Origin of the sequence: Pseudomonas sp. 22515 (assembly GCF_052044625.1) — a bacterium.
Classification (GTDB): domain Bacteria; phylum Pseudomonadota; class Gammaproteobacteria; order Pseudomonadales; family Pseudomonadaceae; genus Aquipseudomonas; species Aquipseudomonas alloputida.
In genome coordinates this window covers 59,457-86,428 of record NZ_JBQENN010000009.1, presented here as the reverse complement: position 1 = coordinate 86,428, position 26,972 = coordinate 59,457, and the positions used below count along the sequence as shown (strand labels likewise).

28 protein-coding genes and 2 pseudogenes are annotated in these 26,972 nt (G+C 60.6%); 21 read left to right on the top strand and 9 right to left on the bottom strand.

What is annotated here, in order from left to right:
• Positions 1-8 precede the first annotated feature (8 nt).
• Complete coding sequence (locus tag ACTJJN_RS10780) at positions 9-1,010, bottom strand: zinc-dependent alcohol dehydrogenase family protein (RefSeq protein ID WP_088512151.1); 1,002 nt, start codon at positions 1,008-1,010, stop codon at positions 9-11.
• Between the two features lie 107 nt (positions 1,011-1,117).
• Here ACTJJN_RS10780 and ACTJJN_RS10775 point away from each other — a divergent pair, with 107 nt between their 5' ends.
• Complete coding sequence (locus tag ACTJJN_RS10775; protein ID WP_440781242.1) at positions 1,118-1,996, top strand: LysR family transcriptional regulator; 879 nt, start codon at positions 1,118-1,120, stop codon at positions 1,994-1,996.
• A gap of 62 nt (positions 1,997-2,058) precedes the next feature.
• On the opposite strand, the gene ACTJJN_RS10770 is transcribed toward ACTJJN_RS10775, so the two are convergent.
• Positions 2,059-2,880 carry an AraC family transcriptional regulator gene (locus ACTJJN_RS10770; RefSeq protein ID WP_014756497.1) on the bottom strand — a complete coding sequence of 274 codons (822 nt, stop codon included), beginning with the start codon at positions 2,878-2,880 and terminating at the stop codon, positions 2,059-2,061.
• Positions 2,881-3,009: 129 nt separating this feature from the next.
• Here ACTJJN_RS10770 and ACTJJN_RS10765 point away from each other — a divergent pair, with 129 nt between their 5' ends.
• Positions 3,010-3,528: a carboxymuconolactone decarboxylase family protein gene (locus ACTJJN_RS10765; protein ID WP_064490612.1), complete on the top strand. Its 519-nt coding sequence runs from the start codon at positions 3,010-3,012 to the stop codon at positions 3,526-3,528.
• A 13-nt stretch (positions 3,529-3,541) separates the two neighbouring features.
• Entirely contained in the window at positions 3,542-3,796 is a 255-nt protein-coding gene (grxC, locus tag ACTJJN_RS10760) for a glutaredoxin 3 (protein WP_010953858.1), read from the top strand.
• A 91-nt stretch (positions 3,797-3,887) separates the two neighbouring features.
• Here grxC and ACTJJN_RS10755 read toward each other — a convergent pair whose 3' ends face one another.
• On the bottom strand, positions 3,888-4,982 hold the full coding sequence (locus ACTJJN_RS10755) for a GNAT family N-acetyltransferase/peptidase C39 family protein (protein ID WP_064490613.1): 1,095 nt from the start codon (positions 4,980-4,982) through the stop codon (positions 3,888-3,890).
• 94 nt (positions 4,983-5,076) lie between these two features.
• On the opposite strand from ACTJJN_RS10755, the gene ACTJJN_RS10750 reads away from it, so the two are divergent.
• Genes ACTJJN_RS10750 through ACTJJN_RS10740 form a run of 3 tightly spaced genes read left to right on the top strand, consistent with a single transcriptional unit; the run spans position 5,077 to position 7,772 of the window.
• Positions 5,077-6,657 carry a RimK family alpha-L-glutamate ligase gene (locus ACTJJN_RS10750; RefSeq protein ID WP_003248192.1) on the top strand — a complete coding sequence of 527 codons (1,581 nt, stop codon included), beginning with the start codon at positions 5,077-5,079 and terminating at the stop codon, positions 6,655-6,657.
• A 3-nt stretch (positions 6,658-6,660) separates the two neighbouring features.
• Entirely contained in the window at positions 6,661-7,572 is a 912-nt protein-coding gene (locus ACTJJN_RS10745; RefSeq protein WP_221100115.1) for a magnesium transporter CorA family protein, read from the top strand.
• A gap of 56 nt (positions 7,573-7,628) precedes the next feature.
• Positions 7,629-7,772 (top strand): hypothetical protein, encoded by a 144-nt coding sequence (locus ACTJJN_RS10740; RefSeq protein ID WP_167398623.1) that lies wholly within the window; start codon positions 7,629-7,631, stop codon positions 7,770-7,772.
• 109 nt (positions 7,773-7,881) lie between these two features.
• Here the strand turns inward: ACTJJN_RS10740 and ACTJJN_RS10735 are convergent, their stop codons facing one another.
• Together ACTJJN_RS10735 and ACTJJN_RS10730 are read right to left on the bottom strand one after the other, a co-directional pair.
• On the bottom strand, positions 7,882-8,268 hold the full coding sequence (locus ACTJJN_RS10735) for a putative quinol monooxygenase (RefSeq protein ID WP_221100116.1): 387 nt from the start codon (positions 8,266-8,268) through the stop codon (positions 7,882-7,884).
• 118 nt (positions 8,269-8,386) lie between these two features.
• A complete protein-coding gene (locus tag ACTJJN_RS10730) occupies positions 8,387-9,394 on the bottom strand; it encodes a zinc-binding alcohol dehydrogenase family protein (protein WP_161774485.1) in 1,008 nt (335 codons plus the stop codon).
• 105 nt (positions 9,395-9,499) lie between these two features.
• Here ACTJJN_RS10730 and ACTJJN_RS10725 point away from each other — a divergent pair, with 105 nt between their 5' ends.
• From ACTJJN_RS10725 to ACTJJN_RS10715, 3 genes are all read left to right on the top strand, one after another.
• On the top strand, positions 9,500-10,390 hold the full coding sequence (locus ACTJJN_RS10725; protein ID WP_017147641.1) for a LysR family transcriptional regulator: 891 nt from the start codon (positions 9,500-9,502) through the stop codon (positions 10,388-10,390).
• 113 nt (positions 10,391-10,503) lie between these two features.
• The gene (locus ACTJJN_RS10720) at positions 10,504-11,088 is read left to right on the top strand and encodes a TetR/AcrR family transcriptional regulator (RefSeq protein ID WP_047604926.1); all 585 of its coding nucleotides are present in this window, start codon (positions 10,504-10,506) and stop codon (positions 11,086-11,088) included.
• A gap of 47 nt (positions 11,089-11,135) precedes the next feature.
• Positions 11,136-11,612, top strand: a complete 477-nt coding sequence (locus ACTJJN_RS10715; protein WP_004576685.1) for a nuclear transport factor 2 family protein — start codon at positions 11,136-11,138, stop codon at positions 11,610-11,612.
• 76 nt (positions 11,613-11,688) lie between these two features.
• Here the strand turns inward: ACTJJN_RS10715 and ACTJJN_RS10710 are convergent, their stop codons facing one another.
• Positions 11,689-12,630 carry a helix-turn-helix domain-containing protein gene (locus tag ACTJJN_RS10710; RefSeq protein ID WP_012052486.1) on the bottom strand — a complete coding sequence of 314 codons (942 nt, stop codon included), beginning with the start codon at positions 12,628-12,630 and terminating at the stop codon, positions 11,689-11,691.
• 529 nt (positions 12,631-13,159) lie between these two features.
• Here ACTJJN_RS10710 and oxdA point away from each other — a divergent pair.
• The 9 genes and pseudogenes from oxdA to ACTJJN_RS10665 form a co-directional block, all read left to right on the top strand.
• Positions 13,160-14,218, top strand: coding sequence for an aliphatic aldoxime dehydratase (gene oxdA / locus ACTJJN_RS10705; protein ID WP_440781241.1), 1,059 nt, complete (start codon positions 13,160-13,162; stop codon positions 14,216-14,218).
• An 82-nt stretch (positions 14,219-14,300) separates the two neighbouring features.
• Positions 14,301-15,167 (top strand): transporter, encoded by an 867-nt coding sequence (locus ACTJJN_RS10700; protein WP_014756486.1) that lies wholly within the window; start codon positions 14,301-14,303, stop codon positions 15,165-15,167.
• 54 nt (positions 15,168-15,221) lie between these two features.
• Positions 15,222-15,746 carry a group I truncated hemoglobin gene (locus ACTJJN_RS10695; RefSeq protein ID WP_014756485.1) on the top strand — a complete coding sequence of 175 codons (525 nt, stop codon included), beginning with the start codon at positions 15,222-15,224 and terminating at the stop codon, positions 15,744-15,746.
• Positions 15,747-15,935: 189 nt separating this feature from the next.
• Positions 15,936-17,450, top strand: coding sequence for an amidase (locus ACTJJN_RS10690; protein WP_440781240.1), 1,515 nt, complete (start codon positions 15,936-15,938; stop codon positions 17,448-17,450).
• 88 nt (positions 17,451-17,538) lie between these two features.
• Positions 17,539-18,120, top strand: a complete 582-nt coding sequence (gene nthA, locus ACTJJN_RS10685; protein WP_014756483.1) for a nitrile hydratase subunit alpha — start codon at positions 17,539-17,541, stop codon at positions 18,118-18,120.
• A 41-nt stretch (positions 18,121-18,161) separates the two neighbouring features.
• Positions 18,162-18,824 (top strand): nitrile hydratase subunit beta, encoded by a 663-nt coding sequence (nthB, locus tag ACTJJN_RS10680; protein ID WP_017147646.1) that lies wholly within the window; start codon positions 18,162-18,164, stop codon positions 18,822-18,824.
• Positions 18,821-20,083 (top strand): GTP-binding protein, encoded by a 1,263-nt coding sequence (locus tag ACTJJN_RS10675; RefSeq protein ID WP_014756481.1) that lies wholly within the window; start codon positions 18,821-18,823, stop codon positions 20,081-20,083. The genes nthB and ACTJJN_RS10675 overlap by 4 nt, the downstream gene beginning before the upstream one ends.
• Positions 20,070-21,095, top strand: a pseudogene (locus tag ACTJJN_RS10670) (PAS domain-containing protein); the annotation flags it as partial. The gene ACTJJN_RS10675 and the pseudogene ACTJJN_RS10670, both read left to right, overlap by 14 nt.
• Positions 21,090-21,380 (top strand): annotated as a pseudogene (locus ACTJJN_RS10665) (methyl-accepting chemotaxis protein); the annotation flags it as partial. The pseudogenes ACTJJN_RS10670 and ACTJJN_RS10665, both read left to right, overlap by 6 nt.
• 69 nt (positions 21,381-21,449) lie before the next feature.
• Here the strand turns inward: ACTJJN_RS10665 and ACTJJN_RS10660 are convergent.
• Positions 21,450-22,319: a DMT family transporter gene (locus ACTJJN_RS10660; RefSeq protein WP_017147647.1), complete on the bottom strand. Its 870-nt coding sequence runs from the start codon at positions 22,317-22,319 to the stop codon at positions 21,450-21,452.
• A 121-nt stretch (positions 22,320-22,440) separates the two neighbouring features.
• Here ACTJJN_RS10660 and ACTJJN_RS10655 point away from each other — a divergent pair, with 121 nt between their 5' ends.
• A complete protein-coding gene (locus ACTJJN_RS10655; RefSeq protein WP_440781239.1) occupies positions 22,441-23,823 on the top strand; it encodes a PLP-dependent aminotransferase family protein in 1,383 nt (460 codons plus the stop codon).
• A gap of 128 nt (positions 23,824-23,951) precedes the next feature.
• Here the strand turns inward: ACTJJN_RS10655 and ACTJJN_RS10650 are convergent, their stop codons facing one another.
• Entirely contained in the window at positions 23,952-25,286 is a 1,335-nt protein-coding gene (locus tag ACTJJN_RS10650) for a sensor histidine kinase (protein WP_440781238.1), read from the bottom strand.
• Complete coding sequence (locus ACTJJN_RS10645; protein WP_014861096.1) at positions 25,283-25,942, bottom strand: response regulator transcription factor; 660 nt, start codon at positions 25,940-25,942, stop codon at positions 25,283-25,285. The genes ACTJJN_RS10650 and ACTJJN_RS10645 overlap by 4 nt, the downstream gene beginning before the upstream one ends.
• 132 nt (positions 25,943-26,074) lie before the next feature.
• Here ACTJJN_RS10645 and ACTJJN_RS10640 point away from each other — a divergent pair, with 132 nt between their 5' ends.
• Positions 26,075-26,398: a PepSY domain-containing protein gene (locus ACTJJN_RS10640; protein ID WP_003248168.1), complete on the top strand. Its 324-nt coding sequence runs from the start codon at positions 26,075-26,077 to the stop codon at positions 26,396-26,398.
• A gap of 91 nt (positions 26,399-26,489) precedes the next feature.
• Positions 26,490-26,960 (top strand): DUF2271 domain-containing protein, encoded by a 471-nt coding sequence (locus tag ACTJJN_RS10635; RefSeq protein WP_003248166.1) that lies wholly within the window; start codon positions 26,490-26,492, stop codon positions 26,958-26,960.
• Positions 26,961-26,972: the final 12 nt, after the last annotated feature.

The window sequence follows — 26,972 nt, the reverse complement described above, 5'->3', positions numbered from 1 at the left end:
TCGGGAGACTATTCACATACCAACTGGATAACCGTCTTGCCCCTGCCGCGACCTTCCGCGACCTGTCGGAATGCGTCGTTGACCTCATCCAATGCAAACTGTTGCGGGTCCACCCGGATCGCCAGTTGCCCGGCATTGGCCAGAACGGCAGCCTCGCGCAGGATACTTCCATGGTGTTCGCGTCCCTTGCCGGTTAGCAGCGGTGCCAGGGTAAATACGCCCGAGTAGGTGGCACTTTTGAAGGATAAAGGCGCGAGACTGTGCTGGCCCCAACCGAGGCAGCTGAGTACGTGCCCGGTATAAGGCTTTACTGCCTTGAATGACGCGTCCAACGTGCTGCCGCCGACGGTGTCATAAACGATGTCGAAACCTTCCCCGGCCGTATATTGTTCGACATAGGCCTCTACACGCTGCGTCTGATAGTCAATCGCCGTGGCCCCCAGCGCGCGAATGAAGTCGAGATTGCCCGCCGAACCGGTGGCGTAGACCTCGGCACCGCGAGCCTTGGCCAATTGCACCGCAACTTGGCCGACGCCACCTGCGCCGCCATGGATCAACACACGCTGACCACTACGAACATTGGCGTGATCTACCAGACCTTCCCAAGCGGTGATGAATACCAACGGCAGCGCGGCAGCCTCACGCATGCCGAGTGCATGCGGCTTTGATGCAATCAGCCTGGCATCCACGGCGATGTATTCGGCCAGGGTGCCTTGGGCGCCGCCGATGCCGCCGGCCATACCGAAGACCTCCTGGCCAGGCGTGAAACCAGCAACCGCCTCGCCCAGTTCGACGACGGTCCCGGCGAGATCCAGGCCAAGCACGGCCGGCAACTCCTGGCGGGCGTGAGCACCTGCACCGATCGCAATCTTGGTGTCGAGCGGGTTGACCCCGGCGGCGTGAATCCGCACCAAAACCTGTCCCTTACCGGGCACAGGGCGGGCGATGTGGCGCACGACCAGCGGGGTCTGGGCGGATTCGGCGATAGCGGCAAGCATGGTCTGATTCATGACGGGAACCTCTGAATGAGTGGACGCTTACAGGTTGCACCGTCGTCCTCATTCCGATAAGAAACTAAATTTGGATATTACTTATTCCCCAAAGAGGCCCAATAGCGATGGACCTGTTCGACAGCATGCGCATCTTCGTGCGCGTCGTGGAGCGTGGCTCGTTTTCCGCAGTGGCTCGGGAGCTGAACATGGGGCAGCCGGCAATCAGCAAGCAGGTCCGTGCGTTGGAGCAGTACCTGGGCGGAGCCGTGTTCGCCCGCAGCACCCGGCACCTCGCCCTCACCGATCAAGGGCAACGCTTCTACAGCCACTGCCAGGAGATTCTCAGCCAGCTGGAGCATGCAACACGCAGCTTCGCCAGCGGCCAGGAGCAGATCGCCGGCCCCCTGCGAATAGCCGCACCGGTCAGCTATGGGAGGCTGTGCATAGCGCCCCTGATCGGGGCTTTTCTACAGCGCCACCCCGATGTGCAGATCGACCTGCGCCTGAACGATTACAACGAAGACCTGCTCATGGAAAACATCGACCTGGCTATCCGCATTGGCGTGGTGAAGAGCGAGGGGCTGGTGGCCGTGCCCCTGGGCACCAGCACACGGCGAGTCTATGCTGCACCGGCCTATCTCGATCGCCATGGCCAGCCACGCGAGCCCGCCGAACTGGCAGGCCACAACTGCATCGCCTTCACCTTGCTTGAGCATTACGACCGCTGGCACTTCACCCGTCGTGACGAAGCACTTGAGGTTGCAATCAAAGGCAACTTCACCAGCAACAACAGCGAGGCCATCCGTGAAATGGTCCTCGGTGGCCTGGGCATCTCCCTGTCTCCGCAATGGCTGTTTGCTGCAGACTTCGAGCAGGGTAGCGTGTGTAGCCTGCTCGACGAATACCAGACGACCGCGCTGCCGGTCAGCGCCGTGTTCAGCCGTGAGCGACGCCGCTCGGCAAGGACGATGGCGTTCATCGATTTTCTTCGGGAGAACGTATAAACCACCCCGATGGGGCGCAGGACCTCGCTCATTGCCTGGCGTACACGTCGGTCGACCAGGCGTCACACCGTCCCCTGCTGCAGCCATTGTTTCGGGCTCGCGCCCACCTTGCGGCGAAAGGTTCGGGCTAACGCAGAAGGACTTTCGTAGCCGACCTCATCGGCGATCAGGGCAATGGGGCGCCCTTCGCGAAGACGTTTTTGCGTCAAACTGATGCGCCAGTTCGCCAGGTAGTCCGCAGGCGTAATACCCACGATCTCGCGAAAGTGCGAAGCGAAGCTTGCCCGCGACATGCCCGAAAGATTCGCCAGTTCCGCCACGGACCAATTGCGCTGCGGCTCATCGTGGATCCCCACAAGCGCGCGAGACAGCTGAGCGTTGGCCAGACCCGCCATCATTCCCGAGGCGATGCTGCGGCTGGCGATGAGGTGGCGAAGCAGCTGAATGATCATCAGCTCGAACAAGCGATTGAGAATGACATCACGACCACACTCATCTCCAAAGGCTTCTTCGAACAGCCAGTCAAGGGTGCCATCAAGGCCTTGCAATTCGCCAAGGGGCTTGATGATGAAGTCCGGCAAAGCCAGGGTCAGCGGATTGTTGGCGCCGCCATCGAACTGCAGGGTGGCGCACACTAACTCCGCTTCATCGGCGTCGGTGGCCAGCAAGTGATGCTCCTGCGGGCGCACCGCCAGAATCAGGGTGGGTTCGGTCAACTCGATTCGCTGGCCACGCTTGTCCTTGAGGGCCAGACGCCCCGAGCGCAACAGATGGGCGTGGCCGACACTGTGTTGCCCAAGGTGGGTCGTTCCACAGAACCCACCTTGGTGAAACGCGCTAGCGTGCAGGTTGAAGTGCTTAAGCAGTGTCGACAATCGGTCCATAGCGCACTCAGGTTTAGACGATCTGTTGCATAACTTCGACGATCTGAAGCCGAAAGAAAAGTCTGCCTCTCTAGTATGGACTCCGCGCTTGATAGACAAGCCGGTTAATACACCTATTGGAGAACGACCATGACTCGAATTACCGCTCTCTCGCTGGACCAGGCCCCTACTGGCTCGCGCGCAGCTCTCGAAGGCATTCAAAAAGGTCTCGGCTTCATTCCCAACGCATTCAGGACCCTGGCGCACGCTCCGGTCGCGCTCAATGGTTACCTGGGCCTCGCCCAAGCGTTGGGTAAAAGCTCACTGAGCGCCGCCGAGCGTGAAGTCGTTGCCCTCGCCACCTCGGAAATCAACGGGTGCGACTACTGCCTGGCCGCACACACCTTCTTCGGCGGCAAGGCGGGTTTGAACGATGAGGCCGTAAGCCAAGCCCGAGCCGGCACACTCAGCGCGGTTGCCGCACTGGCGCAGCAGATCACGGCAAGGCGCGGCCAGTTGAGTGACGAGCAGATCGCTGCCGCGCGTGAGGCAGGTCTTACTGATAGCAAGATCGTGGAGGTGGTGGCACAGGTCACGCTGTTAACCCTGACCAACTACCTGAACAACATCGCCGCTACCGATATCGACTTTCCGCCATCGGCAAACTAGGAGGGTAACCGCCATGAGCCCTGTGACTATCTATACCACCCCGCACTGCCCATACTGCCTGAGCGCCAAGCGACTGCTGTCGAGCAAGGGCATCACCCCTGACGAAATCAACGTTGAAACGTCACCCCTGCACCTGGCGGAAATGATGCAGCGATCCCAGCGCCGAACTGTCCCACAGATATTTGTTGGCAAGGTGCATGTCGGCGGCTTCGATGACTTGGCCCGTCTTGACCGCAAGGGCCAGCTCGAGGCATTGCTTCACGCTTGAAGCGCAAAGTGCTCCGGCATGCGATCCCATCCGGAGCACTATTCATGTTCACTCCATGCCCATGCCATACATACCCACCTGCACAGCCGTTCTATCGCCCGCGCAACAGCACAGCGGCCCTTACCCGCTGCCTGCCGAAACTGCTCATGCGCTGAAATTCGGCATGGCTTACTGGCAGATGCTGGCAGTCCAGGATGCGTTTTTGGCGGCTGTGATCCACATCAGGATCATGCAGGTACACGAATTCGTCATCGCAACCCGTGACCAAGATCCAGTGCGGGGCTTTCAGACGAGTGAAACGGTAGCTGCTAATCAGCACCACCGGCCTGAACCCGTCTTGCAACGCTGACCGCACATCAAGGCCGGGCGCCAGCACCTGATGCACGTCGGTTTCGGCCAACGCCCCGGCAAAGCCGTCCTCGACCAATTGCATTACGTCTTTTTTCTGAGCACTGCGTACTCCATCGAGGAACAGCGATCCAGGCTGGCTGACCACCATGCACACCTCGAACCCGCGGCGCCAGGCCGCCAGTGCAAGCCCCTGCGGACTGCAACCGCCGTGCCCCGCCGTCATGAAGATGGTGGTCGCTTCTCGCCACAGTTGAATTTCCTCGCTGCGGTGCATGGCCCGCCCCCGTTCGACCGCAGCCATGGCCATCAAAAGGCAGGCCGCTCCGCAGGTGAACTCGGTCGTTTGCGCGTAGTACGGCACTTGCCGTGCAGGGGGCGGAGCGCTGCGCAGGATACGCTTCTCGAAACGCAGCGCCTGGCTGTGGTCTTCGTAGTAGTTCTCAACCACAGCGAAGCGTTGATAGCCATTGCTTTCGTACAAGCTGATGGCCGCAGGGTTGTCCGCGCGCACCTCCAGGCGCAGCCAGGCGCAATTACGCTCCAGCGCACTTGCCTGGGCCTGCTCCAGCAACTGCTGGCCCAACCCATGGCCGCGCCAGGCCGGGCTTACGGCAATTGAATACAGACGGGCAAGTGACGTGCCGCGATGGAACAGCAGCAGCGCGTAGCCCGCCAGATGCCCCTGTTGTTCAGCGACAATAAGGCTGGCATTGGCGCGTCGCACCATCCAGTTGAAATTACGCGGGCTCAGGCGGTCGAGGGTGAAACAGTCCTGCTCCAGGGCAACCAGCGCATCGATATCGGCCACCGATGCAAAGCGAAAATCAAAAGCCATGGCAACACCGTAATGTTTGAGTAACGAACCGGGACAGGTCGGGAAACCCGTGATTTATTGAAGGGGCGTCTTCTTCAACAGGGATCGAATACTCATGTCAGCGGTGCAAGCCAACGTGGCCGAAGTATTGGCCAAAACCGACGTTTCCACAATAACCCTCTCCGAGGAGCCGCCCAGTAAGCGGAGCGCCGGTAACCGCTTGTTGATCGTGGTGGAGCGCAAGGAAGACTGGGCCAGCTACTTTCCCAGCGAGAGCCTGATGCTGGCCCAGGATTACTTTGAACACAGCGACGACGTTGCGAGGCGTACGCAGGTAATCAACCTGTGCCGCAGCTACAAGTATCTGGGGCAAGGCTACTACTGCTCGCTGCTCGCCGAGGCACGGGGCCACAAGGTGTTCCCGTCGGTGCGAACCATCAGCGAGCTTACCCGCAAGGCGCTCTATGGCGTGGGGCTGGATGACCTGGAACGCACGCTGGAGCGAGCCCTGGCCGATCACCCCTATGGCAGCACCGAGGCCTTCACCCTCACCTTGTATTTCGGGCGGACCGCCATTGAACCCCTTCAGGATATCGGCCGACAGCTGTTCGAGTCGTTCCCCTGCCCTGTCTTGCTGGTGGAGTTTCGCAGGCGTGACACCTGGCAGATCGACGGGATCAAGGCCGGCGCGCTGCACAAACTGCGGGATGAGCAGCAGCATTTGTTTGCCGACGCGCTGGATGCCTTCAACCGCCGGACGTGGCGCCAGCCCGCCTCCAAACGCCTGGCCCGGTTCGACCTGGCCATTCTGCATGACCCGGCCGAGGCGCTGCCACCTTCCAATCCTGAGGCGCTGGAGCAGTTCATCGAAAACGGCAAACAGCTGGGCATCGATGTAGAGCTGATCGAAAAGAAGGACTATGCACGCCTGGCCGAATTTGACGCCTTGTTCATTCGGGAGACCACGCGGGTGGACGACCATACCTACCGTTTTGCCAAAAAGGCCGAAAGCGAAGGCTTGGTGGTGATCGACGACCCTTCCTCCATCCTGCGCTGCACCAACAAGGTGTATCTCGCCGATCTGCTCAAACGCCACAACCTCGGCGCACCGGCCACGGAAATCCTGTACAAGGACCGCCCGCAGGAGCTCGAGCTTGTGGGCCGGCGCCTCGGTTTTCCACTGGTGTTGAAGATTCCCGACGGCTGCTTTTCGAAAGGCGTGATCAAGGTCGCCGACGCCCAGGCACTGGCCTCGGCGGCACAGGAGTTGTTCGAACACTCGGTACTGTTGCTGGCCCAGGAGTACTGCTACACCGAATACGACTGGCGTATCGGCGTACTCAACGGTGAGGCGCTGTACGCCTGCCAGTACTTCATGTCCAAGGGCCACTGGCAGATCTACAACCACAAGGCCCAGGCCGGCGAAGTCAACGGCCTGTGCCGCGCGGTCCCGGTGGAACAGGCACCGCCCGAAGTCGTAAAGCTGGCCGTCGACACTGCCAGGCTGATCGGGCAAGGGCTGTACGGTGTGGACCTGAAGCAGACCGGCGACCGCGTACTGGTGATCGAAGTCAACGACAACCCCAACCTCGATGCTGGCACCGAAGACGCCGTGCTGGGTAACGCGCTTTACCAGCGAGTGCTGCAGGCTTTCGTGCAGCGGCTTGAACGTAAACACCTCGGCCAGGCCTGGTAAACGATGATCGAACACTACCTCGCCGTAGACGGTGCGCTTCTTGAAGCCCCCGAGGAACGAGCCAGCGTATGGTTGTGTGTCGCGCCAGACGCCGCGGAGCAAACCCGGTTGTGCAAGTGCCTGGGGGTCAGCGCCCAGTCGCTGGAGTCCTCCCTGGACCCGGATGAAGTGGCGCGTATCGAGATCAAGCCCGATCACCTGTTCCTGATCTGGAAGCGCCCGGAAAGCTTTGATGGCCGGGTATTCAATGTCTCGTCATTCGGCGTTGTACTCAGCGAAAAGCGCCTGGTGGTGATCTGCGCCGCCAACTCGCTACTCGCCGGGGTAGACCGGCAGGCCGGCATGAGCACCCCGCTGGATGTGCTGATGGCGATGCTGGCTGAGAGCGTGCATCACTACCTGGGCCACCTGCGGGTGGTAAAGCAGGTGGCCCGCGAAATCCAGCTGCAGTTCGATCGGTCCATGGACAACCAGCACCTGGTGCAGATGTACAGCCTGAGCGAAAGCCTGGTGTATTACGTCAACGCCATTCAAAGCAATGGCGCCGTGCTAGCCCTGCTGCGCAGCCATGGCCAGAAACACGGCTTCGGGCCCGAACAACTGGAAATGCTGAATGACCTGATCATCGAAAACGAGCAAAGCTACCAGCAGGCGAAGATCCATGCCCAGGTCTTTACCAACCTGATCGAGGCCCGCGGCAACCTGGCCAACAACGGCATGAACCACGCGCTGCGCAACCTGACCATGATCAATGTGGTGTTCCTGCCCTTGAACCTGCTCGCCAGCATCGGCGGCATGTCGGAGTTCAGCATGATGACCGTCGGCCTGCCCTGGTGGTTGACGTTCCCCGCGCTGCTGCTGGCCATGGCGGTACTTGGCGGGGCCATGGCCGTGGCTTTACGGCGTATGGCATGACCCGCCGTGCCAAGAAATAGTGTCAACCTGTACCTATCAACCCGCAGGACGAGACCATGGAAAATTTGGACATCGGATTATTCATGCTGGCGCTGATTGCAATTACAGGCACCCTGATAAGTCTGTTTGAACACCGCGCCGTACGCTCAGAAAAACCCAGCATCAATCAGCCGGCAACGAAAGTTCAGCGGCGTCCTTGAAAGTGAAATGGCGACCCACTCGCAAACTGGCGCCAACGTCCTCGAGAACAGCCATCCACATCGGTCGAGGTAACAGTGCCCCAGGGCGGGTCGCATTGCCTGGCCTGCCTCAGGGACTGGGCACAACGGCAGATGACACCGGGTCAAGGAAGATCAGTTGCAAGGGCTCTGCCAGCAGCTGTTCAGCCTGCTCGGCAAACCGCTGGAAATGAGCAGTGGTCAGGTGCGCATCCAGGGCCTGCTGGTTATCGAACGCCTCGCGCATGTAGAACGTCCCTGGCTCGTCACGACGTTCGAACAGCATGTAGTCGCGGTTACCGGGCTCCGCCCGAGTCGGTTCGATCAACGCCAGCAAGGCCGCTTTGAGCGTTGGTGCCTGGGCTGGTTTGGCCTTGAGGATGGCGAGGGAAACGAGGGGGTAATCTTGTCGGTTCACATCAAGCTCCTGGTCAGTTGCAAAGAGCAGGCACGGTAGTGCCTGCTTCAATGTGTGCATGCGTTTCACCGGGCGTAGCGCCGGGAATCTGCGCGGCGCAGAGAAACACGGTTCGTTCAAGCATGCATGCGCCTGGCAGACCGGATCGACCAGTCCGCCGTTGTCGGTCAAACAGGTTTCAGAAGCCTTCCAGGACGATCTTGCCGCGCGCCTTGCCACTCTCGACCAGCGCATGGGCACGGCGCATGTTGGCGGCATTGATGGCGCCGAAATGCTCGCCCAGGGTGGTCCGCAGGATGCCTTGGTCGATCAGCCCGGCCACGCGCTCGAGCAGCTCGTGCTGGCGCACCATGTCGTCGGTTTCGTAAAGCGAGCGGGTGAACATCAGCTCCCAGTGCAGCGACAGCGACTTGCGCTTGAGCGGCATGACGTCCAGGGTCTGCGGGTCGTCGATCACCCCCAGGCGACCTTGTGGTCGCAGCACTTCAACCAGTTGCGCAAAGTGTTGATCAGTATGGGTAAGGCTGGCGACATGGCTGACTGACTCGATCCCCAAGGCCTGCAGCTGCCCTTGCAGCGGCGCACTGTGATCGATGACGTGATGGGCGCCCAGTTCGCGTACCCAGCTGCTGGTCTCGGCGCGGGAGGCCGTGCCGATAACCGTCAGGCGGGTCAGTTGCCGGGCCAACTGCACCAGCATTGAACCGACGCCGCCGGCAGCGCCAACGATCAGCAGGGCATCGCCCTCCCCGCCGCCCTCCACGATGCCCAAGCGATCGAACAGCAGTTCCCAGGCGGTGATGGCCGTCAGCGGCAGCGCGGCTGCCTGTGCTGCACCCAGGCTACGCGGTTGATGCCCGACGATACGTTCGTCAACCAGGTGATATTCGCTGTAGCTGCCGGGCCTGGCGATGGAGCCGGCGTAGTACACCTGGTCTCCGGGCTTGAACAGGGTCACCTGGGCCCCGACTTCGCGGACGATACCGGCCGCGTCCCAGCCGAGTATTTTCGGCTCACGCGTGAAAGTGCCGGCGCGCACCTTGGTGTCGACGGGGTTGACCGACACGGCGTTGACCTCGACCAGAAGGTCCCTGGGCCCAGGGCTGGGCTTGGGCATGAAGATGTCTTGAAGAGACGCAGGGTCTTCGATAGGCAAACCTTTGTGGATGAAACTGATCGCTTTCATGGGCACTCGCTGCTGAATGTGGTTTGATTTGGCATTGAGTCTGGCGTGCCAGGCGTCCGGGAAAAACGGGCCCTGCCCATCAACACTTTCATTGCAGGAGTGATAATGATCCGTCTCGACGACCTGGGCATCTTCGTTCGCAGCGCCGCGCTGGGCAGCTTTACCGCGGCGGCCCGCGAGGCCGACCTGCTACCCGGCCAGGCGGCCGAAGCAGTCAAGCGCCTGGAGCGTGAGCTGGATGTGCGATTGTTTGCCCGCACCACGCGCAGCTTGCGCCTCACGGCCGAAGGCGAGCAGTACCTGCCCTCGGCCCTGATTGCCCTGGAAGCCCTCAGGCACGGGCGCGACAACCTGCGTCAGGAAAGCGCCCAGCTCAGCGGAACGTTGCAGGTAGCCGCGCCCTCCGATCTGGGGCGCAACGTGCTGCTGCCCTGGCTCACGGCGTTTCGCCGAGAGCATCCCCAGTTGAACCTGCGCTTCTTCCTCTCCGACCAGATCGCCGATCTGTTCCGCGATCCGGTGGATATCGCCATCCGCTATGGCCTGAACGCCGACGCCAACTATGTAGCCCTGCCACTGGCACCTTGGAACCGCAAGGTACTGGTGGCCTCGCCCGAGTACCTTGCGCGCGAAGGCACCGTGCAAGCCCCCGAAGATCTGCTCGAACACCAGTGCCTGCTGTACATGCAACAGGGCCGGGTCTACGACAAGTGGCAACTGGGAACGCAGACCGTCCAGGTGCGTGGTGCCCTGCTCTGCGACGACGCCGATATTGCCCGGCGCTGGGCCGTGGGCGGCGAAGGGATAACCTACAAGTCGTGGCTGGATGTGAGCGACGATGTGCTGGCGGGAAGACTTGTCGTGCTATTGCAGGACTACCCCGGGCCGACCATGCCTTTGAGCCTGGTGTGCCCGCACCGCAAGCAGTTGTCGCCTGCGGTAAGGCACCTGCACGCCTGGTTGTCCAGCCGCTTCGCCGAACTGGAGCGCGACTGATCAGCGGGAAGCCAGCGGCCCTGATCGAAAGCACGCCGGCACCCCGCTTGCACGCAATCGAATAATTTCAAGCGCTGCTTGACCAGGGAGAACGATCGTTCTACTCTGGCTACATGGATAAGCCAATGACTGACACACGCGAAAAAATCCTGGCGACTGCCGAGAAGCTGATTTACGAAAACGGGATTCACGCCACGGGCATGGACCTGTTGGTAAAGACCTCGGGCGTCGCACGTAAAAGTATTTATCGCTATTTTGCGAATAAAGACGAGGTCGCAGCAGCGGCACTCAATGCACGCGATATACGTTGGATGACGTGGTTCAGAAGTGAATGCGAAAAAGCGCAAACGCCAGAAGCGCGCATCCTTGGCATTTTTGATGCACTCAAAAGTTGGTTCGCGTCTGACGGTTTTCGTGGATGTGCTTTTATCAACACCGCCGGAGAGGTGGGTGACGCAGACGACCCTGTTCGACAGATCGCAAAACTGCATAAACAAAAGCTGCTGGACTACACGCTAGAACTGACCAGCGCATTAGGTGTTAACGATCCGACTGGCTTGGCCAAGCAACTTCTTTTGATTATAGAGGGCACGATAACCGTGGCCCACGTCATGGGTGATCACAGCGCGCTCGACAGTGCACGAGAAATCGCAAAGGTCTTGCTCAAAGATGTGCAGCGCGCAAGCGCTTTAAGTTAAAGAAATACCCACTCAACTGAACCATCCAAAAGATTGGAGGCACCACCATGTCCAACGAACACGCTCGTCCGCCACTTCCTCCTTTCACTCGCGAATCGGCCATCGAAAAGGTCCGACTTGCCGAAGATGGTTGGAATACCCGTGAGCCGGAAAAGATTGCGCTGGCCTATACGGTGAACACCCAATGGCGTAACCGTGCCGAGTTTGCAAACAACCGTGAAGAAGCTCGGGACTTCCTCACTCGCAAGTGGAAGAAAGAACTGGACTACCGCTTGATCAAAGAGCTCTGGGCCTTCACCGACAACCGCATCGCCGTCCGTTACGCCTACGAGTGGCACGACGATTCGGGCAACTGGTTCCGCTCCTACGGCAACGAAAACTGGGAATTTGAAGCCGACGGCTTGATGCATCGCCGCTTTGCCTGCATCAACGACATGCCCATCAAGGAAAGCGAGCGAAAGTTCCACTGGCCACTGGGTCGCCGTCCGGATGATCACCCAGGTCTGAGTGAACTGGGCCTGTAAGTCATGCTAAACCTGATCCTTTAGATAGGGGGTCAGGTTTTTCGCACAGAGCATGGCCAACCGCAGGTTTCAATTCTCACCCCCTACTGCGCCGTAACAACGAATGCGGCGCCACTCCAAACGCCTTGCGAAACGCATGGCTAAAATGCGAAAAGTCCGAAAAGCCATACTCCAACGCCGCCTGCGAAACACTCCTTACCTGCCCACACTCAATCGCTGCGCGACTAGCATTCAGCCGCTCCTTCCAGATCTCGGCAACCGGTGACTTCTGATGCCGGGCAAACGCACGTGTCACCGTCCGTGTCGACACGTGATGTGCCAGGGCAATCGACTCGATTGACAGCTCCGGCTCAGTCAAATGGCGTTGAATGTAGTTCATGATTCGCCCATAAAGATCCAGTTCTCGATGGGTAGTCTTCAGGTCCTGCAACTCAAGGCTGAGCACCAGCAGGTCGACGATGGTGTTGGAGTACCGCCGAGAGACGCCTTCGTCCTGCAGCAATGGCGCAGAACTGGCCGCTTGGCCAATCATCTGCCGCAGCGGGATCACTCCGGGGCGCCCCTCTTCCAGTACCAGCGCGGTGATGTCAGCGATGTGCGGGACGCGCTGTGCGAGCAGCGGCCGGGGGATGCGGATAAGGTGGTTTTCGGTACCACCCAGGCTGAATCGAAACGGTTGGGTTGCGTCGTAAAGAAACACATTGCCGGCCGTGAGCCTGGCCTTGCGGTTGTGTTGTTCAATTTCGCCGTAGCCGTCGAGGGTGACACCCAACCATATGTCTTCGGCGGGGTCGCTGCGCAGGTGCTGCTCGGAGCGCACCCAGTGGTGCAGCGGCGACGACAGCGTCGTGACATCCAAAGGGCCGATGCCGTTGACCTGCAGCGCACCCTCGAAGTTGCTCTGCGACGAGGGTTTGCTGTCTGCCGACAAACAATGGCGGCAGACCACCTCCCGCCAGTAATCAAAGCGACGGGATGGCGAAACGGCAAGGGTCGAATAGTGATTGGTCTCAGCCATGATGGCGCTCACCTTCATGTGGCAACTTGAAAAAGGGGCACTGTTACAGAAGTTCGCGTAGGCAATATTCACGCCAGCGGTATTCGCTGGTCCATGCTGCGGCCATCTCAGCCTTCGTCCTTATAGCGCCAACAGGCGCTTTCCAAAACCTCCCATATCGCTCCCCATTTCGGGGCAAAAATGCTGCTTTTCCCTGGACGCTGCACCATCGCGGTTCGTGCTCAAGCGGGTGTTACGGCGCTGTCGTTTCCAACCAAACGATTGTCCTTGCGAACAAAGCGACGTTGCTCAGTCCTCCCTAATTTTGACCTCACGTTGTTTCCAGCAACTGCGCTGACGAGGTAGCCCATGCAATTACAACAACAGCGAATCGCCGACGAGTTCAGGTGGCTGCATAGGCGCGACCTGGCGCCCGAAGAGTTTTTATCGTGGGTGCTCGAGTGGGCGGCGTGTGCACTGCGCGCCCGGCTGGCAAACGCACCAGGCAAAGCTGAGCGTGTTCTGAACATAAAATAACAAGGAGCCTGTGATGGAATCTGCAATCGATAAACACCTCATGTGCCCGCGCACGTTATCGCGCCGGGTGCCTGATGATTACCAGCCGCCCTTCCCGATGTGGGTCGGCCGCGCTGATGAGCAGCTGAAGCAAGTAGTGATGGCCTATCTGGGGGTGCAGTACCGGGGAGATAGCCAGCGTGAGCGGGCCTTACAGGCGATGCGCGAGATTCTCGGCAGCTTTAGCTTGAGTGGCGGCCCGCTGACTCACGACCTGACGCACCACACCGACAGCAGTGGCTACGACAACCTGATGATCGTCGGCTACTGGAAAGATGCCGGCGCTTACTGCCGCTGGTTACGCTCGCCTGAGGTGGATGGCTGGTGGAGTTCGCCGCAACGCTTGAATGATGGCCTTGGTTACTACCGCGAAATCACCGCGCCGCGGGCCGAGCAGTTCGAGACGCTGTATGCGTTCCAGAACGATTTGCCCGGGGTCGGGGCGATCATGGACACCACCAGTGGCGAAATCGAGGAACACGGTTACTGGGGCTCGATGCGCGACCGTTTCCCGGTGTCGCAAACGGACTGGATGAACCCAAACGGCGAACTGCGAGTCGTGGCTGGCGACCCTGCCAAAGGCGGTCGGGTAGTGGTGATCGGCCATGACAATATCGCCTTGATTCGCTCAGGCCAGGACTGGGCAGCGGCAGAAGCGGCTGAGCGCTCGCTGTACCTGGATGAAATCTTGCCGACCTTGCAGGATGGTATGGATTTTCTGCGCGATAACGGCCAGCCGCTGGGCTGTTACAGCAATCGCTTTGTACGCAATATCGACGCTGACGGCAATCTACTCGACATGAGTTACAACATCGGCCACTGGCGTTCACTGGAGAAACTCGAACGCTGGGCGGAATCGCACCCCACCCATCTGCGTATTTTCGTCACCTTCTTTCGGGTAGCGGCAGGGCTCGAGAAGTTGCGGCTCTATCACGAAGTCTCCGTGTCGGATGCAAGCAGCCAGGTGTTCGAATACATCAACTGCCACCCACACACCGGCATGTTGCGCGACGCAAAAGTCAGTTCCAACTAGCCCCCAACTCCACGTTTAGCCCCTCACCTGCCGTCCCTGCGGCAGTGGGGCTCTTTTTGCCCAGAATAAAGGACCTCTGTCCATGAAACAGCTCCGTTACCTGATGCTCGCGGCAGCCGTGCCAAGCGTGTGTGTGCAAGCGTTCGAAGTTGATCCGGGTGATTATGAAGCGCTGCCGGTGGGTGCAACGATCGGTGTGGTCTATTACCAACACTCCACCACCGACAGCGCTTACGCCAACGGCCACAAAGTCAGCTCCGATTTCAAACTGACCTCCAACGTCGGCATCCTGCGGCTGCTGCACGTCTATCAATTGACTGATCGACTGACCCTGGAGCCGCAATTTCTGCTGCCGTTCGGCCGCGTATCGAGCAGCGGCGATGCCTCAGCCCTGGGCGACACCAGCGGCGTCGGTGACCTCACCCTGACGGCGCCGCTCAAGTACCGCTTGAACGATGCCAACGACATCCTTGGCGCCACCGTTTACCTCACCGCACCCACTGGCAATTACAACCGCGACGACGCGCTCAACCTTGGCGAGAACCGCTGGAAGGTCGATCTGCAGGCCGCCTACGTCAAACATTTGGGCGAAAAATGGGCTGTCGACCTGGTCGGTGATGCCATCTGGTACAGCGACAACGACGACTTCGGCTCCAGCTCTGCGCGCCGTGAACAGGAGGTTTCCTACGGGGCGCAACTGATGGGGCGCTACATCGTCGACCCAGGCACTTCACTGGCAATTGGCCTCGGTCACACCTGGGGCGGGGAAAACCAGATTGACGGAACGGCGCAGGACGACCGCGCCGAAACCACCAACTTCCGCGTCACCGCGAACAAGTTCTTCACCGCCAAGGACCAGTTGCAAGTGCAACTGGGGCGTGACCTCGCGGTAGAAAACGGCCCCAAGGAAAACTTCCGCCTCAACCTCAGGTACGTGCGGGTCTTTTAACCCCAGGCCCGACGGCACCAGCAAGCCCCCCCAGCAGATACGGAGCACCAGTACATGACTGATCAACAGGCAACCACTGAGCAGCAGCCCTCGTTGTATACCCGCCTTGGCGGCTACGACGCTATCTACCAGTTCGCCGGCGCGGTACTGCGCAAGACCATGGCCCACCCGGCGATCGGTCATATCTGGGCACATATGTCCGAGTCGACCTTCCAGAAGGAACACATCAACTTCGTCGACTTCCTCTCGCAACACTGGGGTGGCAACGCCAAGTACCGCGGCCGGGACATGGTTACCGCACACCGCGGCATGGGGCTTACCGAGGTTCATTGGCAAGCCACGCTGGATTGCCTGGAGGAGTGCTACAACGACTACAACCTGCCACCGGAGCTGCGCAAGGAGGTCAACGAGTTCATGGTCAAGTTCAAACCTGCCGTGATCGGCAGCCCTTCCTACCGCGATGTGGTACTGGCCAACCCCACGATGGACCCGGCCAAAGGTATGAAAAGCGTCGGCGTAGTGTGGCCCGGACGCACCGATTCGGCTGAGCAGGCAGCCGTGCCCAAGCTGGAACCGTAAACCCACCCGGCCACATTCAGGACGCACCCCACTTGGCGCAACGCAGTCCTGCTCAACAAAGCGACTGTCCTGCTCAACCAAGTGCCGCTCGCGCGCTGGCGCTAGCTTGTTACCAGGGCCAGCCGCGGCGAGCCTCTCGAACAGTCATTTATCGGCCCCTGCGGCCTGCCACCGGAAACAGGACACCCCATGGCCATCATCCGCCCGACGCTCGAACAGTTGCAGGCCCTCGCCAGCCGCCTGCACATGCAGCTGACCCCCGAACAAGCCAGCGAATACCTGGCGCTTATGCAGGCAAGCCTCGACGCCTATGACCTGGTTGACGAACTGCCGGACTTCATCCCCTTGGTGCGCTACGAGCGCACTGCGGGTTACCGACCCTCCAGCCGGGAGAACCCGTTGAACGCCTGGTACTACCGTACCGAGGTAATGGGCGCCAGCACCGGCAAACTGCTCGGCAAAACGGTCGCACTCAAGGACAACATCTCGCTGGCGGGCGTGCCGATGATGAACGGTGCCGCGCCACTGGCCGGTTTTGTACCGTCATTCGATGCCACCGTGGTTACGCGTTTGCTCGACGCCGGGGTGACCATCCTCGGCAAGGCCACTTGCGAGCACTACTGCCTGTCCGGCGCCAGCCACACCTCAGACCCGGCACCCGTGCACAACCCATTGCGCCCTGGTTTCAGCACCGGCGGCTCTTCGTCGGGCAGCGCCGCCCTGGTGGCTGCGGGCGAAGTTGACCTGGCGGTGGGCGGCGATCAGGGCGGTTCAGCGCGTATTCCCGCAGCGTGGTGCGGCATCTATGGCATGAAGCCGACTTTCGGGCTGGTGCCGTATACCGGGGTGATGGCGATCGAGGCCACCTTCGACCATGTCGGCCCGATGACCAGCAACGTGCGCGACAACGCGCTCATGCTCGAAGTCATGGCCGGTGCCGACGGCCTTGACCCACGCCAGGGCGTGCCCGAGGTTGATACCTATGCCAACTACCTTGAGCGCGGTGTACGCGGGCTGCGTATCGGCATCCTCCAGCAAGGGTTCCAGCTCGCTAACCTTGATCAGCGCGTTGGCGAAAAGGTGCGCAGCGCCATCGCTCGCTTCGAGGCGTTGGGCGCAGTGGTCGAGGAAGTATCGGTTCCCGAGCATACGCTGGCGGGCTCGCTATGGAGCCCGATCGGCTGCGAAGGCCTGACCATGCAGATGATGCACGGCAACGGCGCGGGCTTTAACTGGAAGGGCCTGTATGACGTCGCCTTGCTCGACAAGCAGGCCGGCTGGCGAACCCAGGCCGACGCCCTGTCGCCCTCGCTCAAGCTGTGCATGCTGGTCGGCCAGTTTGGCCTGGAGCACTACCACGGCCGTTACTACGCAAAGGCGCAGAACCTCGCCCGTTTCGCTCGCGCGGGCTACGACAAGGCGCTGGAGCGCTACGACCTGCTGGTAATGCCAACCGTGCCCATCACCGCCCAGCCGCTGCCTGCGCCAGGTTGCTCGATCACCGAGAGTGTCGCGCGCGCGCTGGAGATGCTCGGCAATACCGCCGCACAAGACATCACCGGTCACCCGGCCATGTCCATCCCTTGCGGCCTGGTCGATGGCCTGCCGGTCGGGCTGATGCTGGTCGGCAAGCACTATGCCGAAGGCACGATCTATCAGGCAGCGGCAGCGTTCGAGGCCGCGGTGGACTGGCGCACGCTGTGACCCAGGCAGCAGGCGCTGCGCCCCTGCAAAAAAACAACTGGCACAACAACAGATTTCAACAACCGTGTTGGACGAGAGGAGTAATCCCATGACGGCAACTTCAACTCCTGGAGAGCGGGCGCGCGCATTGTTTGCAGTGCTCAAGCGCAAAGACCTCATCCCCGAGGGTTACATCGAACAGCTCACCCAGCTGATGGAACACGGCTGGAGCCCGGAAAACGGCGCGCGCATCGTCGCCAAGGCCTGGGTCGATCCGCAGTTTCGCGAGCTGCTGCTCAAGGACGCTACGGCCGCCTGCGCCCAGTTCGGCTTCACCGGTCCACAGGGCGAATACATCGTCGCCCTGGAAGACACTCCGCAGCTGAAAAACGTGATCGTCTGCAGCCTGTGCTCCTGCACGAACTGGCCGGTGCTGGGCCTGCCGCCTGAGTGGTACAAGGGCTTCGAGTTCCGTGCGCGGTTGGTCCGGGAGGGGCGCACGGTATTGCGCGAGCTGGGCACCGAGTTGCCCGGCGACATGGTGGTCAAGGTCTGGGACACCAGCGCTGAAAGCCGCTACCTGGTGCTGCCGCAACGGCCAGCGGGCTCAGAGCATATGAGCGAAGAGCAGTTGCGGCAACTGGTCACCAAGGACGTGCTGATCGGCGTCGCCCTGCCCCGCGTTGGCTGAGCAAGACCGCCCAACCCCATTCACCTTCCGGAGTGTTCAATATGGATGGCTTTCACGATCTCGGCGGTTTCCAGGGCTTTGGCAAAGTGCCCCACCGCATCAACAGCCTGAGCTACAAGCAGGTATTCAAGCAAGACTGGGAACACCTGGCCTACAGCCTGATGTTCATCGGCGTCGACCACCTGAACAAGTTCAGCGTCGACGAAATACGTCATGCCGTCGAACGCATTGACGTGCGCCAGCATGTCGGCACCGAATACTACGAACGTTATGTGATCGCCACTGCCACGCTGCTGGTCGAAACAGGCGTGATTACCCAGGCCGAACTGGATGAAACACTCGGCTCGCACTTCAAGCTGGCCAACCCCGCTCATGCGCAAGGGCGTGCTGCAATTACCGGGCGCGCGCCTTTTGAAGTGGGCGACCGGGTCATCGTACGCGATGAGTACGTGGCCGGGCATGTGCGCATGCCTGCGTACGTGCGCGGCAAGCAAGGCGTAGTGCTGCACCGGACCACTGAACAGTGGCCGTTTCCGGACGCGATTGGCCATGGCGACAAGAGCGCTGCGCATCAACCGACCTACCATGTCGAGTTCCGCGTGCAGGACCTGTGGGGCGGTGCCGCAGACGACGGCCTGGTGGTGGTAGACCTGTTCGAAAGCTATCTGGACAGGGTCGAAAGCCCGCGAGTGGTGCGCGCATGAGTGCCGGCGCCCAGGCAGGCCGGCTGCCGGTGACGGTCCTTTCAGGCTTCCTCGGCGCAGGCAAGACCACCCTGCTCAACCACATCCTGCGCAACCGCCAGGGCCTGAAGGTGGCGGTTATCGTCAATGACATGAGCGAGGTCAACATCGATGCCGCCCAGGTCCAGCGCGACGTTGCGCTGTATCGTGGCCAGGATGAATTGATAGAGATGAGCAACGGCTGTATCTGCTGCACTCTGCGCGCCGACCTGCTTGAGCAGATCAGCGCGCTGGCGCGCCAGCAGCGCTTCGATTACCTGTTGATCGAGTCCACCGGGATTTCCGAGCCGATGCCAGTCGCCGAAACCTTTGCCTTTCTCGACGCCAACGGTTTCAGCCTCAGCGAACTGGCGCGGCTGGATACGCTGGTGACGGTGGTCGATGCCAGCCAGTTCATGGCCATGCTCGACTCACCCGGAACCGTCGCGCGGGCCGCCGTCGCCACGGATAACACCAGACGCCCGCTGGCCGATCTGCTGATCGAGCAGGTCGAGTATGCCAACGTGATTCTGGTCAACAAACGCGACCTGGTCGATGAGACGCAATACCAAGCCCTGCAGGCAGTTCTCGCCGGGCTCAATCCAGGCGCACAGATCCTGCCGATGGTGGCCGGCAACGTCGCCCTGTCGAGCATCCTTGGCACTCAGCTGTTCGATTTGCCCAGCCTTGCCGCAGCGCCCGGCTGGATGAAACAGATGGACACGCACGACACCCCGGCCGGCGAGTCGCAGACCTATGGCGTGACGTCATGGGTCTACCGAGCGCGTGCCCCATTCCATCCGCAACGCTTGCTTGATTTTCTCGCACGGCCCTGGCGCAACGGCCGTCTTCTGCGCAGCAAAGGTTATTTCTGGCTTGCCAGCCACCACCGCGAGATCGCCTTGCTGGTGCACAGCGGCCAGCAGTTTCAATGGGACTACGTTGGCCATTGGTGGAACTTCATCGACCCGTCACAGTGGCCGCAGGACAAGTATCGCTTGCAGGGCATCATGGCCAAGTGGGACAGCATCGTCGGCGATTGCCGTCAGGAGCTGGTGTTCATTGGCCAGGACCTGGATACCCAGACACTGCAACGCGAACTCGACCATTGCCTGCTGAGTGCAGAAGAAATCGCCATCGGTCCGTTGGCCTGGGCAAGGTTGCCAGGGGCGAGCGCGTTTGACAGCCGGGCCTTGTCGGCCAGCAAAACGCAGTCATTACCGGCTGATGCCGTTTTCTAGTTGGAGGTATTGCATGCTGTTCTTCAACCGCACCAGCCGCTGGGTACTGGCGCCGCTCGCCGACCGCCTCGACCGGCCCGATCAACCTAGCGCACCGTTGTCGTCGAGTCACCCGCTCTTGCGCCGCATTCTGGCGGGCGTTGATCAGTTGTTGCACGAGCGGCGAACACTCAAGGAACAGGCCGGTGCGCTAGCCTCGCAGGTGAGCGAGCTTGAACAGCGACTGGCTGAGCGCGAGGACGTCGTGCGGCAACTGCAGACGCGCTGGACCGAGGTTACCCAGGGGGCCGATCAACTGTTCTGGCAACTGCACACCCTTGTCGCCACCCCACCGGCAGCGGAGTGCGCGATGGAGTGGACCGGCTCTGCCTCGCTGCAGGCACCCCGGCTGGCCCAGTTGGGTCAATGGAGCGAGCAACTGCATCCGGCTGATCGACCACTTCATCTGCAGGCACTGGCCCGGCACCTTGCCGACCGCAGCGGGCGCACACCGTTCGCGCTGGACGTGCGGATGAAGCTTGCCGCTGGCGGTGACTATCGTTGGTGTCGGGTCAGCGGCAATTCGCTGCGCGATGCACAAGGCGTCGCGATCACTATGACGGGCACGCTGCGCGACATCCATGCACAACACTTGCACATCCAGCAGGTGGAGTTGGCCGCCAAACGCTTCGAGATTGCCCGTGAGATGCTCCACGACGGCCTGTGGGATATCGAAGTGGTGGCCGGCGACCCGGCCAACCCGAACAACACCATCTGGTGGTCGTCACAAATGCGCAGGTTACTGGGCTGCAGCACCGTTGAAGAATTCCCGAACACCCTGGAAAGCTGGACCTCTCGCCTGCACCCCGATGACAGTGCCCGTGCTATCGCGGCATTTGTCGCCCATGTTGACGATCGCAGCGGTAGCACACCATTCGATGTGGAGTACCGGCTCAAGCACCAAAGCGGCGCCTACCGCTGGTTCCGCGGCCGTGGGCAGACCCGCCGTGCCCAGGATGGTGCGCCGCTGCGGGTAGTCGGGGCGATAACTGACATTCATGCCCGCCACGAAGAAAGCACCCTCCGCGAGGAGCAGGCCCAACAGCACCAGGTGATGCAGCAGACCCTGGGTAAGCTGACCCATATCGTCGCCACCATCCAGGGCATCGCCAGCCAGACCAACCTGCTTGCCTTGAACGCTGCCATCGAGGCTGCGCGCGCCGGTGAAGCCGGGCGGGGCTTTGCAGTGGTCGCCGATGAAGTGCGCAAGCTGGCCACGCGCACCAGCCAGGCAACCCGGCAAGCGGCGCAGATGATCGACAGCTGACCAAGCCCTGGCACGGTGTGGAAGGACTCAATAAGCATTGCGCTCTGCGTGGCTGTTCATTTAATGGGCATATTTCCTGGCCCCGTAAACACAGATGACAGCACCCAGCGTCACGAGAAGCATCGTCCAGCTGACATGCTCGTGCAAAAGCAACGCTGCCAGCCCAAGCCCCATGAACGGCTGAAAGAGTTGCAGTTGGCCCACAGCCGCAATCCCCCCCTGGACGAGCCCTCGGTACCAGAACACAAACCCGATCAGCATGCTGAACAGTGAAACGTAGCCAAAGCTGAGCCATGCAGGAGCACTTACCCTGGCAAAGTCATCAGGGGCTGGAAGATTGACCACCGTCAGCAGCAGCATGACCGGTAACGCTACAAGCAATGCCCAACTGATTACCTGCCAACCACCCAATGTCCGCGAGAGGCGCGCCCCTTCGGCATAGCCCAAACCACAGACCACAACCGCAGCCAACATCAGCAGATCGCCCACCGCCGATGCCTCGCCTCCGTTCATCAAGGCATAGCCAACGACCAGCCCGGCACCTGTCAACGAGCACAACCAGAACAGTGGCCGAGGTCGCTCACCGCCCCGCAGAACCGCAAATGCTGCGGTACACAATGGCAGGAGCCCGACAAAAACAATGGAATGAGCAGAGGTGATGTGCTGGAGGGCGAATGCTGTCAGTAGCGGGAAACCGATAACGACGCCGAGCGCTGTTACGGCCAATGGCGACAAATCACCCCGTTTGGGGCGAGGCTGCCGTAGCACGATCAGGAAAAGCGCACCCAGCATGGCGGCAATTGTTGCCCTGGCACAGGTCAGGAACGTAGGTTCGAAAGCCGTGACTGCCACTCGGGTGGCCGGCAACGAGCCTGCAAAGATGGCGACGCCTATGAAACCATTGAGCCATCCGCTTGCTGATTTTTCCATCGGTAAGTCCTCGATAAGCCAAGGTTCAGTACATCACCGACAGGCTCGCCCAGGCCATGTACAATCCAATACACTTAAACCGAACTGTTAGGCATATGTATCCAGCACAGTTGAGGGTGTGATGAAACGGAGCGCAACGCGAATTCGAACTGTCATGGGTGAGATCCAGTCGCGGATAGCCTCTCGAACCTACACCCCGGGCGCGAGAATCCCCTCGGTCCGCGCGATGGCTCAGACCATGCAAGTGTCGGTTTCTACGGTGCTTGAGGCCTATGAAAGGTTGATGGCAGAGGGTGTACTCAACTCTCGCCCTGGCTCCGGCTTTTACGTAGCCGGGCCAGTGGCACCCCTGGTGCTCACCGAACTCGGCCCAAGGCTTGATCGTGAAGTGGACCCGCTGTGGATCTCGCGCCAGTCTCTAGACACCGCTAGCGATGCGTTGAAACCGGGGTGCGGGTGGCTACCGGCCTCCTGGATGTTCGAAGCCGGCTTGCGCAAGGCGCTTCGCACCGTTGCCCGTTCAGACACGTCGAAACTGACGGAGTACGCCTCGCCACTTGGGCATCTGCCGCTCAGGCAGTTCCTGTCACGCAAGCTGACAGGGATCGGGGTCGAAGCCCCTCTTGAACAGCTCATGCTCACTGAGTCCGGCACCCACGCCATCGACCTGATCTGCCGTTTTCTGCTTGAGCCGGGGGACACTGTGCTGGTCGACGACCCCTGCTATTTCAATTTTCACGCACTGCTGAAAGCGCACAGGGTGAACATCGTAGGCGTTCCCTACACCGCGACGGGCCCGGACATCGATGCATTCGGCGCGGCCCTGCTCGCGCATTCTCCCCGGTTGTACATAACCAATTCAGGCATCCACAACCCGACCGGCGCTACCCTGTCTCCGGTCACGGCACACAGGTTGCTGAAGCTGGCCGACAACTCCAGCCTGGTGATTGTAGAGGACGACATCTTCGGGGATTTCGAGAGTGCGCCAGCGCCACGGCTGTCTGCCTTCGATGGCCTCTCTCGTGTTATCCAGATCGGTAGCTTTTCCAAGACCATCTCCGCTTCGATTCGATGCGGCTACATCGCGGCTCGCAGTGACTGGATCGAGAGCCTGGTCGATCTCAAGATTGCGACCACATTCGGGGGTGGCCGCCTGGCCGCGGACATCATCCATCTGGCGATTACCGATAGCGGGTACCGGAAACACATGGAGAGTGTTCGCCTCAGGCTGGCCGAGGCTATGGACAGAACGGTAGCGAGGCTTCGGGCCATTGGCATCAAGCCCTGGATAACGCCCCAGTCAGGCATGTACGTCTGGTGCCAACTCCCTCAAGGCAAGGATGCAGCAACGCTGGCTCGGGCTTGCTTGAATGAAGGTGTAGTGCTGGCGCCTGGTAATGCGTTCAGCCAGTCGATGGCTGCGGGTGATTTCCTCCGTTTCAACGTTGCCCAATCAGGTGATGGCAAAATTTACGACGTGTTGAAACGGGCGCTGAGTGCTTAGTCGCGTGACCATCCCCGTTCTGCCTGAGCAAGGATCGTTAGATGCAGGCCTTCATCTCCTTACATTCAACCTGGCCGAGGCTCGGGTATCAGGAAAGCACTGTTGAGCGTGGTGAGTTCCAGGGTCTTTCAGGATGGGGCAAGCGGTAACCAGATGCAGACTTCAAACCCATCGCGTCGACCTGTTGCCGGGGAGAACAATGCCATGCGCGCGTTTACCCCCTGCACGATGGTTTTGGCAATCGCCAAGCCCAGCCCTGAACCACTGATCTCACTGTGACCGCGCACAAAACGCTCGGTCAGGTGCTCTAATACAGACTGCGGCACTGCCGGGCCGCTGTTGACTACCCGCAGCTGTGCCTGATCGGTGAGACTGACTTCGACCGGTTGGTCCGTTGCACCATACTTCAGCGCATTCTCAATCAGGTTGCGCAGCAGGATGCCAAACGCGTCCGGGTCAATGATCGAGTACACGCCGGCCTGACTTGGCAACTGCAACTCGATGCGCTGCCCGCTGCGCTGGTTCCACTCGTCGACGCCGTGGGCAAGCAACGGAATCAGGTCTTGTGGCGTTTCGGACAACAGCCCGCCGCCCTCCGCTTTGGCCAACTGCATGAGCTTTTCTGAAAGCCTTGAAAGCTCGCGCAACGCCTGCTCGATCTTCTGCGCACGCAGTCGCAGCGGACCTTCCGGCGCTTCGTGGTGTAACCGCTGGATCTGCGCCAGGGTCGAGGCCAATGGTGTGCGCAGCTCGTGAGCGCTGTTGGCGGTAAAGCTGCGCTCGGCCTCAAGGGCATTGCGTAAGCGCTCCAGCAGGTGATTGACCGCCTCCGCCAACGGATCGATTTCTGCTGGCAGGTGCGCCACCTTGATCGGCGACAAGTCACCCACACCGCGTGTTTCAATGGCACGACGATAAGCCCGCACGCTGCGCAGGCTGAAACGTACAAACAACCAAGTGCCCGCCAGGCTGACAGGAATCAACACCATTAGAGGCAACAACAACGCACACAAGGCCTCCCGCGCGGCTTCACGACGATGACCAAGCGGTTCGGCCATCTCGATGAACAGTGTCTGGCGCAATGCGCTAGCGCCATACAATCGGTATTTTTCAGAAGTGGAAAAACCTTCAGACGGTTGTCGGTTGAAAATCTCCGGGTTGGCGTCGTGAGATTGCATCAGGATCTTGCCCTTGGCGTCGCGCACCAGGTAAGTCAGGTACTCCTTGTGCATCTTCAGCGTCGCGACGTGTTGTGCAGTCCGGGATTCTTCCCGATTGCTGATTTCCAGCACAGCCAAGGGCAGGATGCGTTGTGCTGTCTCTTCCAAGGCGCTATCGAACGCTTCGTTCAACTCATGCCGCACCACGAGCCAGGCCCCCACTGTCGCTACCAGCCAGAGTAAGGTCATACCAAGCGTCAGCCCCAGGCCGAGACGTATCTGCAGGCTCGAAGACGGCTTCATGCGGACATTAACCGGTAGCCCATGCCTCGCACGGTTTCGATCAGTTCGCGTCCGAGTTTTTTACGTAGACGGCTGATGTATACCTCGATGGTATTGCTCTCGATTTCAGCGCCGAACGCATACAGCCGCTCTTCGAGCTGCGACTTTGACAGCAGTGCGCTGGGGCGCTGCACAAACGCCTCGAACAGCGCCCATTCCCGCGCCGTGAGGTCCACCGTCGCACTGCCCCGCTGCACCGTGCGGGCACTCATGTCGACCTGCAAATCACCGAGTTTGATCTGTGGATTGGGGTTGCCGCTATAACGGCGGCCCACCGCTGCCACGCGGGCCGAGAGTTCAAACAGGTCGAACGGTTTGACCAGGTAGTCATCGGCGCCAGCGTTCAGGCCGGCGATACGATCGGAAATCTGATCCTGGGCGGTCAGGATAATCACGGGGGTCACGTCTCCTGCCGCGCGTTGTTGACGCAGAAAGTCCAACCCGCGCCCGTCCGGAAGCATCAGGTCCAGCAAGATCAGGTCGTAAGGCGTGCTGCGGACGCTGTTGCGCGCGTGGTCCAGGCGCTGTACCCAATCGACGGCGTGGCCGTCATCGGCAATTTGTTCGCGCACCGCTTCACCCAGGCCTGGAGCGTCCTCAACCAATAGAACCCGCATCTGACATCTCCTGAGATGGTTGCCTTGCAGCACCTTAATCGCCTTGCCTGATGTGAATCTGAAGATTCAGCTGGCTGTCAGGTAGGCACTTTAGGTTATGCCACAGACGCCGCCCTCGACAGGAGACAAGTCATGAAATCCGGTTTTATTGCCAATGCCACGCTGTTGGGCTTGCTGGTCAGCGGTTACGCCCTGGCCGGTGACGACTGCAGCGACCCAGTAAGCGACTGGCAGCCTCGCGAAACCTTGCGTCAGCAGGTAGAGCGGCAATACGGCTGGCGCGTGCAGCGCATCAAGGTCGACGACGGCTGTTACGAACTCAAGGGCCTGGACCGCAAGGGCAATGACATCGAAGCCAGCTACTCCCCGGCATCGCTGCGCCTGAAGACACTCGAGGTCCATTTGCGCAATGACGGCGATGCCAATGACTATCTCGGCAGCCCGCTCGCCGAATGACAACTCACCTGTCTATGAATTTTCCTGCCGTTCAGGTTGCTGTCAGCCGGCAGGTCCAGGCTCTCGACCTGACGATCAAGAGGACACGCTCATGAAGAAGATCATCGCAGCAACCTGCCTCATCGGCGCCATTACCCTACCGGCGCTGGCCCAGGCCCGTGAAGTGACCCTGACCACGCAGCTCAAGGACTACAGCGGCAATGATGCCTACCTGGCGATCTACGTCACCGACGCCAATGGCCAGTACCAGAAAACCCTCTGGGTGGCCGGCAAGAAGGCCAAATATTACAAGCACCTGGCCGACTGGGCCCGGGGCAGCGGGATGAACCCGAGCGAATTCGACGGGGTCAGCGGCGCCAGCGTCGGCAGTGGGGGCACGCTGAAAGTCAGCGTAGAACTGGCGGACACGCTGATTGATGCCGGGTATCAGATCCGCATCGACAGCGCCGTCGAGGACAAACGCGACGCCCGCGGCGATGTCAGCGTGCCGCTGACCTCCAAGGGCGCAGGCAAGCCCGCGACCGGCAATGCCTACGTCGACGCCTTTACTTACGACCTGTAGCACCCGCCACCT